The following is a 12,722-nucleotide window of genomic DNA, read 5'->3' on the forward strand; positions in this document are numbered from 1 at the left end:
AATTAAAATGAATTACAAAAAAATTTTAAACATCTTTATTTTAGCAACTGTATTTGCAATAACCATGATTTCTTGTACAAAAGAAGAAATTATAGTAGCACCCGCTTTAGGAATTATTAATTTAGAATTTGGCGCTGGGCATAGTAGCGATAAAACCATAAAACAAGGAGGAAATATCCATATCGGAGCAGGAATTTTTGCAGATGAAAAAATTAAAAATATTCTTGTTGAAATTTATTTAAAAGATAGCGTAAAGGGCGATTGGAAACTAAAAGAACTATTTACAGAAGGTTATCAAGGCGCTAAAGAAGTAAATTTTCATAAACATGTCGATATTTCTTACGATGCCAAAGCTACCGATTATATTTTTTCAATAACTGTGGAAGATGAAAAAGGGAAAAAGAAAACAAGAGAAGATGTTTTAAAAGTAATGCCTTATGATATTTTACTAAAAGATATTACATACGGAACTGCTAGTAACAATGATAAAACAGCTATTATTGGTGAAAATTTAAACATTCAAGGGCTTATAAAATCAAGAGAATCTATAAAAAATGTAGTGGTATCAGTTTCAGAATTTATAGAAGGAGAAGGTTGGAAATATCATATCGAAAAAGAATTTAATTATTCTGATAAAAATATTAAAGAAATCAACCTAAACGAAAAATTAATGATTACCAATGCTTTAAAATCAAATAAAACATACGATTTAGATATTATTGTTCAAGATAAAAACAAGGAACGAGTAATTAAATCGTACGCATTAACAGTAAAATAAGCAGCAAGTAATAAACATTAAAAAAGCCTACTTGAATTTCTTTCTTGTAGGCTTTATTATAATAATTATATAAAATGACGTTATTAAAATCAACCATCAAATCAACAGGAATTTTATTATTTTTAAGCTTATTTCTGATAAGTTGTAACGATACATCTGAAGAAATTGACAAAGAAAAACCAAGTATTAGCATTAATTATACTGGTGGATTTCCACAATCCTGTACCGTATTAAAAAAAGGTAAAAAATACACGATAAAAGTAAAAGTTGCCGATAATATCGGTTTGGCTTCCTATGCCATTGATATTCATAATAATTTTGACCATCATACACACGATGACCAAGGAAGTTTGTGCGATTTAAGCCCTATAAAAACGCCTGTTTCTCCGCTTATTTTTATGGAAAATTATGATATTACAAACAATCCTAAAACTTATGAAATTTCACAAGAAATTTCAATTCCTACAAATATTGATTCAGGTGATTATCATTGTCAAATTTCAGTAATTGATATTACGGGTTGGCAAAGTAGAACATCGGTTGATATTAAAATTCAGTAATTACGAAAGCCTAAAAATCTGATATATTTAAAAATATATTAGATTTTTTTTGATTTTTAAATTACAAACCATGATGATAAAAAATTAATAAATAGATTTTTTTTCAATTCGCTTAAGCCCTTTTGTCAATATTTTATACATCATATCGGGTATCACATTAACCTTAAAATCACCCCCAATATCTGTTCCATTTTCTTTATCTAAAAAACCAATTACTTCTTGGCTCAACATCATTTTTTGACTCCCTAAATCATAAATATTTATAACTACTTTTATTTCTCTATTTTTAGATTTTTGGGTATCTTCTAGCAAAAAAATATTGATTAAATAATTATAATTTGTTGTTTTTTTAAAATTTATTAAATCTTCTTTTGTAGGGTTTTCTGAAATTTCAAAAGGATATTGCTTCCCTTGATTATCTTTAAAATTTTCTTTTTTAACCACTTTTCCTTTCGTCCAAATCATAAATTTATCAAAAACAATAGTGTTTAAATTATCATCAACAGTTCCCCTAATTCCACGAATATTTAACATATTTAATGCCCATTTTCCGTTGGTACTGTTGGTGTTTTTAAAATCAATTCCGTGGGCAACCGTGTTATAATTATACGTACAAACAACTCTTTTAAAAGAACATGAAATTATTAAAGTTAATACAATAAAAGCAAAAAGTATTTTTTTAAACATCTGATTTTTTTGATAGGTTACATCAAAAATCACACCTTATTTTTAGCTTCAATCCATTTGCTCATGTATTTTGTGGCTTGCATGGTTTGATGCTGTAATAAACTTCCAAGGAAATTTTGTGTGCGATGTTCGCTTAAATTTTCTTGGATTTTTTTTAGCTGATTTATAAAAGGAACTTCAATTTTTTCTTTGTCATAAATAGTATTGATAATTTCAATGCCGTTTTCTTGGTGTTTTTTCCACTGATTTTCATCAGAATAAATTACTACCGCTTTATTGGCAAATTCTTCAAAATCATCTTCAATAAAACCATTCCAAGGCAAAGTATCGTGCATTCCTTCTGCTCCAATATTTGTAGTAACACTTGGCGTTCCGCAAATCATCGCTTCTGTTAATTTCCCTTTGATGCCTGCTCCAAAACGTATTGAAGCTAAAACAATTTTTGCATTTTTTACAACTTCTATAGCATCCGAAGCAAAACCTTTTACTAAAAATCCTTCTTTTTTATTATGTAATTGATTTATTTGCTGAGTTGCATACGCTCCATAAATATGAATTTCGGCTTTTGGAAGTTGCTTCCGAATTTCTTTCCAAATATAATTTTTCAACGTTAAAACGGCATCCACATTTGGAGCGTGAAAAAAATTTCCGATAAATATAAAATTTTCTCGCTCTTTAAAAGATTTCCAATTATTGATGATTTTATCATCAATTTCATCTAATAAAAAAGGCAAATGATACAGTAAATTTTCATCAATTTTAAAAACATTTTTAAGCAATGTCATTTCATACGTAGAAATTATCAAACTCAAATCACATCTTAAAATAGACGCAATTTCTCGTTTTGCATCCACAGATTTTAACAACGCATCCGTAGAAAAATTTTGACCTTTTTTTAATTGCTGATGACGGGTTTTACGTAAAAAATGTAAATCTTCGGTATCTAAAATACGTATCGCATCAGGGCAATTTTCGGCAACACGCCAACCAAATTGCTCTTCCATCATAAAACGGTCAAAAAGCACAATTGACGGATTTAGGTTTTTGATAAAATCATCAAAAGAAGCCGAATTTAATGCAATTGACGCTTCATTTACATCAATTTCTGATAAATTAAACGCCTTTTCGCCCTTTTGTGCTGGCGATGCAAAGGTTATTTTATAATCATTTTTTTTAAATAATTCAATTAATTGTAACATTCTGCTTCCTGCCGCAGAAGAGTTTGGTTCTACCCAAACATATCCGATAATTAATAATTGCTTCATAAGGCTTCAAAGTTAGGATATTTAATGTTATTTTTTGGTAAAAACTAATCGAATACATACTTCAGCAAATCAACTATTATATGTAATTTTGCAAGTATTATTCTTGATTTTCAACTTAAAAACTAAACATAAAACTGATAATTTGTAACTTTATCAGCAAAACATAAATATTAAAAATACGACTTATGAAATATGATTTAATCGTTATTGGTTCTGGTCCTGGTGGATATATTGCAGCTATTAGAGCGGCACAATTAGGGTCTAATGTAGCTATTATCGAAAAATACTCGACTTTAGGAGGAACTTGTTTAAATGTTGGATGTATTCCTTCAAAAGCATTGTTAGATTCTTCACATCATTATCACGATGCTGTAAATCATTTTGATGCACACGGAATTACCGTTGAAAAGCCTTCTTTCGATTTCAACAAAATGGTAGGAAGAAAAGATAATATTGTAGAAACTACTACTGCTGGAATTAAATATTTAATGGACAAAAATAAAATTACTGTTCATGAAGGTTTGGGTTCTTTTGAAGATGCTACACACGTAAAAGTTACTAAAAATGATGGAACTTCAGAAGTAATTGAAGGTACAAATATCATTATTGCTACAGGTTCTAAACCGTCAACTTTACCTTTTATTGAATTAGATAAAGAGCGTGTTATCACTTCTACAGAAGCTTTAAATTTAAAAGAAGTTCCTAAGCATTTATTAGTTATTGGTGGTGGAGTTATTGGACTGGAATTAGGTTCTGTTTACAAGCGTTTAGGTGCTGATGTAACGGTAATTGAATACGCTCCAAAAATTACACCTACTATGGATGCTGATGTTTCTAAAGAACTTACTAAAGTTTTAAAGAAACAAGGAATGAAAATTAACGCCAATCACGGTGTTACTTCTGTTCAAAGAAATGGCGATGAAGTTATCGTAAAAGCGACTAACAAAAAAGGCGAAGAAGTTACTTTTACTGGTGATTATTGTTTAGTTGCTGTTGGTCGTAAGGCATTTACAAAAGGCTTAGATTTAGAAAAAGCGGGTGTAAAACTTACCGACAGAGGAATGGTTGATGTAAATGACCATTTACAAACAAGTGTTTCTAATATTTATGCAATTGGTGATGTTGTTCGTGGAGCAATGTTAGCGCATAAAGCCGAAGAAGAAGGTGTTGTTGTAGCTGAATTTTTAGCAGGGCAAAAACCTCATATTGATTATAATTTAATTCCTGGAATTGTTTATACTTGGCCAGAAGTTGCGGCTGTTGGTAAAACAGAGCAAGAATTAAAAGATGCTGATGTTGCTTATAAAGTGGGTAAATTTTCAATGCGTGCTTTAGGTCGTTCTAGAGCTAGTGGCGATTTAGACGGTTTTGTAAAGGTTTTAGCCGATAAAAATACCGATGAAATTTTAGGAGTTCACATGGTTGGTGCACGTGTTGCCGATTTAATTATGGAAGCTGCCGTTGCCATGGAATTTAGAGCATCTGCCGAAGATTTGGCAAGAATTTGTCATGGTCACCCAACTTATTCAGAGGCTGTAAAAGAAGCTGCAAAAGGTGCCTGGGATGGTCAGCCTTTGAATGCTTAGAATATTTTAAAATACATTTTTTTAAAAGGCAATCTCGTTTTGAGATTGTCTTTTTTTTTTGGAGCTATTTCCCGCTTTCCGCACTCGCTTTTTTTGTTTGAAAAAAACAAAAAAGAGCTCAAACAATTGCTTCAATCGGGGCTAGAATTCGAGTCCGTCAACTTTAATTTAGCTAATTTGCCAAAATTCTCCTTTTGATGTGATGCTGAAATAAATTCAGCATGACGTTTATCTCTTTTAAAAAATAATTAGAAAAAAAAAGCAACCTCATTTTGAGATTGCTTTTTGTATATATAAATTTTAATTTTATCTAAAACAATTTAATTATTGAATTCTAACAGTTATTAAAAGTACTTGTTCTTTATTTTTATCATCAGGATTTCCTTTTACTATCGACAAATAATAATTACCCGATTTTAGTGTTTTTACACTAAATTTAGTAGCATCGCCAGTAATTTCTCCACGGTCTGAACCATAACCTGAAGCATCTACGGTACAATTATCAATAGTATTATTAAAAATTTCAAAATCAATAGTAGCACCTAATGCTACATAAACATCATAACTTTTTTCTTGATTTGCTGTAAAATAAGGTGTCGCCATTCCGTATTCTGAACTATCTTTCTGAATAACATCCACACCATTTATTTTAATTGAAGCTGATATTAATGTTTTATATTTTACTGTAAAACTTTTTGAATCAGTAGCATCATCTTTTCTTGATACCGTAACAACTACCTCACCTCCTTTTCTAACAGAAAAATTACGATTTAATTTTAAATAATACTTGCTATCATCTAAAGGTGATTGTTGTATTTCATCAAAAGTTAAAATATTTTCTTTACTAAAAGTAACATCATATTCACCAATTCCTCCTTGAAGAGTTAAATCTAAATAGCTTAAATCATAAAGAGTTGTAGCGTTTACCTCAATATCATCATTAAAAATAGCTAATGGATTTGGTGCAACAACTATTACGGTTACTTTTTCTGTGGTAACTCCATCGGTAAAGGTTAATTCTGCCGAACCAACTTGAGTTGTTTTTATAACTACTGTACGGCTACTTGAGCCATATTCATCTTTTATTTCAGCAGTTGCAACACTTGAATTTGTTGAACTTACTGATATCGCATCTATTTTACCCTCCACAGTTATTTCAACCGATTTTCCCATTGGAATTTCTAATTCAGTTTCCGATACACTTAATGCCTTAAATACCTTTACATCTAAATCTATTTCTTTTGATTTAGCATCGGTAATAACATAACTATCTGAAGCTGTTTTGGCACTATCAAAAACAATAATATTTCCATTAACATCTTCTTGCCCCTCTTTATTTACAATTTTATAAGTTGATTCTGATTTACTCCAAGTATATTTATCTGTTAAAACATAAGGAGCTGTTCCTGTTAAAATAGTTACTGTTCCTGTTTGTGTTAAAATAAACTCCACTTTTTCTTTATCAAGAGTTAATTCAGGTGCTGGTGTAATTTTAACGGTTATTACAGCGGTTTTTTTAGTTTTAACATCAGTTAAAGTTACTTCAGATTCTCCTAATACTTTCCCTGTAATTTTAATATCCATGCCTACTATTTCGGCAGTTACATTGCTATTATTTACACTTATTTCATACTGGCTAGAACCTGCTAAAATTTTAACGGTAGCAATTTCATCTACTAAAATATTTACTAATGATTTTTCAATAGCCACATCAGGTGTTTTTACCAATACAGTAATTTCCGATTTTTTATCGGCAGCATCAACAAGCGTAATGGTGGCTGTTCCTGCGCTTACAGGTGTTACTGAAATTGTTGTTTTTTGAGTTTCTTTATCAATAATTATACTAGCTGTCGCTATTTTTTTATCTGATGAAGTTACACTATAAGCTCCATTCCCTTTTAAAACATTGATAATTCCTGCTGTTCCTTTTTCGGTAAGCGTTAATTCTTTACTGTTTAATTCGATATCTACTATAGGGATTGGCTCATCTTCAGAACAAGAAACCATAGTTAATAGGGTTAAAAACCCTAATAGTAGTACACTAAAAATTAAATTACTTTTTTTCATTTTCTTTGATTTTTTCTACTTATTTTTATTCAATCTTAATAAAATACAAAATTAATCTTTTAATTATAATCAGCAATAGTAAATCCTTTTAAATTTAAAAAAAGCACAAAAAAAAAGCCAAACAAATTTGTTTGGCTTTTTAATATTTTATTTAGTTTTTAGATTCCGTAAAAAGAAGTCATATTGTCTTCAATGTTTGATGCTTTTTTAATCGCTTCATACATTTGGAATGTTTTATTTTTTCTTTCGTTTACTAAACGCTTTCTAAAAGAATCGTAATTTGGTAATGCTGTTGGTAATTTTTTAGCTGTTACTTGAAAAGCAAAAACACCTTTATCACCTACTACATTTTTAATTACAGTATTTTCTTTAGCGTTAAGCATTGCACCTATTATTTTTGGTTCATACCCTACACCAGAAATTGTTGGTGACTGTAAATTTACATCTGTAGCATTTTTAACAGTTAGTGAAACTGATTTAGCTATTTCATCTAAAGTAGCTCCATTAATTTTAGCTTCAATTAATTTAGCTTTTTTTAAGTTTGTTAAAATAGGACGCACTTTTGAAGTTGCTTTTTCAGCCGACATTAAACCTTTTGCTGTTTTACCAGTTAAAGTTGCTACTACATAACCACCTTCAATATCAAAACGTTTAGAAGCGCCTTTTTTGGTTTCTTTGTTAAAAGACCAGGTAATAATTTCTCTTTCTTTTCCAATACCTGCTACTGTTTCATCTAAAGGTTTTAAACCAATTGCTGGCTGAGAAGTTAATTTTTTATCTTTTACCACTTCGTCAAAACTTTTACCGTTTGATAATGCTAAAGCAAATGTTTCGGCATTTTTAAAAACAGCATCTTCAGTTGCTTCAGAAGCTTCAATTTTACGAGAAAATGTTGCTAATTTAACCACTGGCTGAAAATTCTTTTGACCATCAATTTTAATTACATGGAATCCAAATTGAGATTTTACAACCCCTACAGCATCTTTTTTTCCTTCAAAAACAAAATCTCTAAAAGAAGGAACCATTCTGTTATAACCAAACCAATCATAAAAACCACCTTTTTCAGCAGAACCTTTATCCGAAGAAAACTCTTTTGCTAAAGCAGCAAATTTAGCACTACTTCCTTTTACAATTGCCAATAAACTATCAGCAGTTTGTTTTGCTTGTTCTTCTGTTTGGGTAACCGTAGCATCTGCGCTTGCAGCTCCAACAAAAGGGATTAAAATATGACTTGCCTTAGCAGAGTCTGGTAATTGAGTTACCGTTGTTATTTTTGATAATTTAAAATAATTTGCATCTTTATAAGGACCAAAAACATCGCCTTGTTTACCTTCAAAAATAGCTTCTGCTACCACTTGTGGTACTTGAGATTTGAATTTGTAATTGTTATCAAGTGTTGTATCAGAATTATTTTCTGATAAAAACACTGCATAATCAGTCGTATTTTTTAATCCTTTTACAGGAACATTTCCTTTAGTTACAGAATCTTCAATTAAAGTAGCAACTTGTGCTTTAATAGCCGTTTCATCTTGAGTTGTTGCTTTAATATCAAACTTTACAAAGTTGATATCTCTTGAAGCAGCCACTTGAAATTCTGCAGAATGCTTACTAATATAATTTTGGATATCGTTTGTTGTTATTTTTACCTCATCATCTTTAATTGACGTGTAAGGAACATATACATATTTACCAGAAATTTTTGTGTTTGCATTTAAATATTGTGCCTCACCTTCTTTTAAAGATGCACCTAAACCAGCCGAAACCAGATTATCGTATGCTGTTTTTTCAAGGTTATTTTTTAAAGAAGCCATATAATTTTGCCAATTTCTCCAATCAGCACCATTTTCTTCTTTAATTGTAACTAAATAACTTTTTAGTTTATTTTTATCTAAAATATTTGAAGTTTGAAACCTTGGATCATTTTGTATAAACTCTGTTTCATATAAACTATTCATAATATCAGCATCACCAATAGTAATTCCTGCTTCTTCTAGCTGAGTTTTATAAATTTTTTGTCTAACAATATTTCCCCAAACAGTTTTTGCTGCCTGCATTTCAGAAACACGGTTACCTGTTTGTGTTTTATATGCTTCTAAAGCTTCCGCAAATTCTTGACGAGAGATGGTTTCTCCATTTACTTCGCCAATTTCATTTACTTTACTTGCATTAAAAAAGTCTGATATTGTAGAAGGGTCTAATACAAAAGCAAAAAGTGCTAAACCAATTACAAGAATTAAGAACATTGAACGTTCTCTAATTTTCGATAAAATTGCCATACGTTATTTATTTTATTAACAGTGAGCGAAAATACAATTTCGCTTTAAATAAAACAATGTTTTTTAAAGCTGTTTTTTTTAAGCTTCTTTATCGGTAATTTTTAAATACAAATCGTCAATTTTTGTGGCACTTACTTTTAGTATTTTTATATAGAGTTTATCTAACTGTAAAATAGCACCTTGCTCGGGTATTGTTTCAGTATAATTTATAATAAACCCCCCTAAGGTTTCATAAGCTTCTTCTTTGGGAATGTTTAAATCGTATTCTTCATTTAAATAATCAACCTCTAAACGTGCTGAAAAATTAAATTCAAAATCGTTTATTTTTTCTTCTAACAATTCTTGGCTATCGTGTTCATCTTCAATTTCACCAAACAATTCTTCTACCACGTCTTCTACAGTAATAATACCCGAAGTACCTCCATATTCATCAACAACAACAGCAATACTTTTTCTTTTTTTCATTAAACTGTTTAAAACATCGTTAATTATCATTGATTCTGGCACAAATTCAACTGGCAATAGTATTGATTTAATAGACATAGGATTTTTAAATAATTCAAAAGCATTTATATATCCTAAAATATCGTCTAACGAATTTTTATACACCAATATTTTAGATAAACCTGTTGTTATAAATATGTTTTTTAGGTTTTCTACTGATTCGTGCATATCAATAGCCACTATTTCGGTACGAGGTACCATTATTTCACGAGCTTTTACCTTGTGAAATTCTAAGGCATTTTGAAAAATTTGAATTTCTGAATCAATATCATCATCATTTCCCCTATCTAGTTGTTCTACAATATAATTTCCTAGTTCTTCTTTACTAAATTCAGTTTTAGTTTCGTTTTCTTTTATTCTGAAGATAAGGAAGAGAAAAAAATCAGAAATTTTAGTAATAACCCATGTAATTCCATAAAATAACAAGTAAAAAAAATAGGCAGGAACTACAAAAAACTTAAGCATTTCATTTGCATAAATTCGAAACATTGTTTTTGGTAAAAACTCTGCTGTTATTAGAATAACAATGGTAGATATTACTGTTTGAGTTAACAAACTTAAATCATCTAATAAATAGTTTATAAAAATAATATTACTTGGTAAGAGCAAGTGAAACCAGTGTATTAGCAATCGCCCCATAAAATAACTATATATAACCAAAGCTACATTATTACCAACTAGCATTGTAGTGATAAATTTTGAAGATTTTTCGGTTAATATTGCTAAAATTTTAGGTAAAAATCCTACTCTATTTTTCTCTAATTCAATATGTAATTTATTGGCTGAGATAAAAGCGATTTCCATTCCTGAAAAAAAGGCTGAAAATAATATTGATACAAAAATTACAATGATTTCAAATTCCATTATTTTTGTTGATTTCTCTTGGCTAGTTTTCTTCTAAAATGACGTTTAAAAAAGAAAATTAAAGTAATAAAGATACCAAAACCAAACATAATAAATGCTTCTTCTTTATCTGAATTAAATTTTAAAATCCCTTCAATAAAAAAAAGTACGCCAATAACTAAGTAGCCGTATTGTAAATATTTCCAAAAAGTGTTCATATATTTTATCTATGCTTGTATTTAGCCTGTGTTTTATTTTTGGTTAGCTTGTAAATTTCCTGTTATATCTTTGGCAATCCATTTGGTTAAGTTTTCTTTCGATTCAAAACCAAAACCATTGATAGTATCATTTAATGTTGTTAATCTAAAACCATCTTCGGTAAAGAAATAATGTTCTTTTTGATCCCAAAATAACTGATTGGTTTCTAACTTGGTATTTTCTTTATAATTTAAAATAACCACATTTCCTTTAATTTCAGAAATAGCCGTTTTAGTATATGTTATGGCATAATTCCCCGAAATACTTGTTGAATCACGTTGGGTTTTATCAATAGAAACAATTTTAATTCCTTTTGGGAATTCCATATAAGGATGGTCTTTACGGTTAGAAAAATCATGAAAAATAGGCGCTTTTGTTTTAGAGGTTATTTTCCCTGAATCTTTTTTAACATGATACATATTTTTAGCCGTTCCTACGGGCATATTTTTATCGGCTAAAAAATCTCGTACTTCTTTTTTAGAATTTACGCATGAAAAAAGCATTGTTACCATAAAAATGGCAACAATGCTTTTACATTTATTTGTGATATTTTGCTTCATCAATATTTATTATGGAATACGAACAGTTTCACCAATCCAACATCCAATTTTATGCGTTGCTCCTGAAGCAACTCCTTTTTGGAATACTAATTTTTTTGATGGCATATTTTTTCTATAGCTAGCAATATATCTATTAGCACCACATCCTGGATCTACTTTACTCGCTTTTAAAGCTTTGTTTAAAGCAGCTACATATACCATTCTTTTTTCAAATTCATCAGCACCACAAGAATTGGCACTTCTTTGATATAAACTTGCGATAAATAAATATGCTTTCCCCATGTTTGGGTTATATTTTAACGCTTCATACGCTAAAGCTCTTCCTCTATTTCCTCCTGCACTTTGTGCTTCTCTTAATTTATATTTTGCCTTTTTAAATGGGTCTGTTTCTAAATCAAAAGCTTTCTTTTTCATTTGAGTAGCTCCATTTTTATCACCATTTTTAGCTAAAACTCCTGCTAAGAAATTGTAAGCATCAGCCGATTGTGTTGTTTCAGCATATGAATTTGCTAACTTTTCAAATAAAGGGTCTGTTTGACATCCTTTATTATACATTCTTGAAACAGCTCTTTTTAACCAAACTCCATCGGTTTTATTTTCTTCATAATCTCTAGTATAAATAGGGATTAATCGTTCACAAGTTGCTATTTTAGAAATCATAGCATCTAAACCTCCTTCTACTTGTCCTAAAGCAGTAGAATTAATTGTAAAAGCTTTTAAATTTCTTTTTTCTCTAGCTCCAATAGTTCCTAAAGAATCTTTCAATTGTAATTTTGATACTTTTTTATTGTAATCTTCTAATTTTTCATTAACAGACTCCATTACATCATCATAAGTATCAAAAACTTTTTGAGGATTTGTATCTTTGTTTGCTTCTGCTGTTGATTTAAAGTATCTAAAAATATTTTTTACTCCCATATCTTTAGGAGAAATATCGTATGCTTTTTTCAGATACACAAAAACCTCTTGGTCTGTAGCTAATTTATTTTTCACTAAATAAGTTGCGTAATCACTATGTGCTTTTGCAGCACCTTTTACAGGAAAATTTAGTAACCTCGCTTCATAAATTCTTTTAGCTAAGACAGGATCTTTTGTTTTACTTGCTATTTTAGATCCGTATTTATAAATATTAACAGATAATTTTGGGCAATTTGTTAATAAGTATTCTAAACTTATTTTGGCAGCATCATACTTACCTGTTTTTGTGTCTCCTTTAAAAAGGTTGTACTTCATGTTACACTCTTGACTTGCTTGCGCCTTGACACCGTTTACTGCCACAAACAAAAATAATCCTGTTAGCAAATACGTAATTTTCTTCATCCTATTAATCGTTTTGTT

11 protein-coding genes are annotated in these 12,722 nt (G+C 29.7%); 3 read left to right on the forward strand and 8 right to left on the reverse strand.

Annotated elements, in window-relative coordinates; all coding sequences use genetic code 11:
* Positions 1-7 precede the first annotated feature (7 nt).
* Together ABNT14_RS09915 and ABNT14_RS09920 are read left to right on the forward strand one after the other, a co-directional pair.
* On the forward strand, positions 8-778 hold the full coding sequence (locus ABNT14_RS09915) for a DUF4625 domain-containing protein (protein WP_101903062.1): 771 nt from the start codon (positions 8-10) through the stop codon (positions 776-778).
* Positions 779-852: 74 nt separating this feature from the next.
* Positions 853-1,338, forward strand: a complete 486-nt coding sequence (locus ABNT14_RS09920; protein WP_101903063.1) for a DUF4625 domain-containing protein — start codon at positions 853-855, stop codon at positions 1,336-1,338.
* Between the two features lie 84 nt (positions 1,339-1,422).
* On the opposite strand, the gene ABNT14_RS09925 is transcribed toward ABNT14_RS09920, so the two are convergent.
* Both ABNT14_RS09925 and ABNT14_RS09930 read right to left on the reverse strand, forming a co-directional pair.
* Positions 1,423-2,025, reverse strand: a complete 603-nt coding sequence (locus ABNT14_RS09925) for a hypothetical protein (RefSeq protein ID WP_101903064.1) — start codon at positions 2,023-2,025, stop codon at positions 1,423-1,425.
* Between the two features lie 29 nt (positions 2,026-2,054).
* Positions 2,055-3,290, reverse strand: a complete 1,236-nt coding sequence (locus ABNT14_RS09930; protein WP_200809381.1) for a glycosyltransferase — start codon at positions 3,288-3,290, stop codon at positions 2,055-2,057.
* Between the two features lie 185 nt (positions 3,291-3,475).
* Here ABNT14_RS09930 and lpdA point away from each other — a divergent pair, with 185 nt between their 5' ends.
* Entirely contained in the window at positions 3,476-4,876 is a 1,401-nt protein-coding gene (lpdA, locus tag ABNT14_RS09935; protein ID WP_101903065.1) for a dihydrolipoyl dehydrogenase, read from the forward strand.
* Between the two features lie 324 nt (positions 4,877-5,200).
* On the opposite strand, the gene ABNT14_RS09940 is transcribed toward lpdA, so the two are convergent.
* From ABNT14_RS09940 to ABNT14_RS09965, 6 genes are all read right to left on the reverse strand, one after another.
* The gene (locus ABNT14_RS09940) at positions 5,201-6,943 is read right to left on the reverse strand and encodes a hypothetical protein (RefSeq protein ID WP_101903066.1); all 1,743 of its coding nucleotides are present in this window, start codon (positions 6,941-6,943) and stop codon (positions 5,201-5,203) included.
* A 158-nt stretch (positions 6,944-7,101) separates the two neighbouring features.
* Positions 7,102-9,219 (reverse strand): peptidylprolyl isomerase, encoded by a 2,118-nt coding sequence (locus ABNT14_RS09945; RefSeq protein WP_101903067.1) that lies wholly within the window; start codon positions 9,217-9,219, stop codon positions 7,102-7,104.
* A gap of 78 nt (positions 9,220-9,297) precedes the next feature.
* On the reverse strand, positions 9,298-10,587 hold the full coding sequence (locus ABNT14_RS09950; RefSeq protein WP_101903068.1) for a hemolysin family protein: 1,290 nt from the start codon (positions 10,585-10,587) through the stop codon (positions 9,298-9,300).
* Entirely contained in the window at positions 10,587-10,784 is a 198-nt protein-coding gene (locus tag ABNT14_RS09955; protein WP_101903069.1) for a hypothetical protein, read from the reverse strand. The genes ABNT14_RS09950 and ABNT14_RS09955 overlap by 1 nt, the downstream gene beginning before the upstream one ends.
* A gap of 33 nt (positions 10,785-10,817) precedes the next feature.
* Entirely contained in the window at positions 10,818-11,384 is a 567-nt protein-coding gene (lptC, locus tag ABNT14_RS09960; RefSeq protein ID WP_101903070.1) for an LPS export ABC transporter periplasmic protein LptC, read from the reverse strand.
* A gap of 9 nt (positions 11,385-11,393) precedes the next feature.
* A complete protein-coding gene (locus tag ABNT14_RS09965) occupies positions 11,394-12,704 on the reverse strand; it encodes a tetratricopeptide repeat protein (RefSeq protein WP_101903071.1) in 1,311 nt (436 codons plus the stop codon).
* Between the last annotated feature and the right edge of the window lie 18 nt (positions 12,705-12,722).

It is taken from the genome of Tenacibaculum dicentrarchi (genome assembly GCF_964036635.1).
Classification (GTDB): domain Bacteria; phylum Bacteroidota; class Bacteroidia; order Flavobacteriales; family Flavobacteriaceae; genus Polaribacter; species Polaribacter dicentrarchi.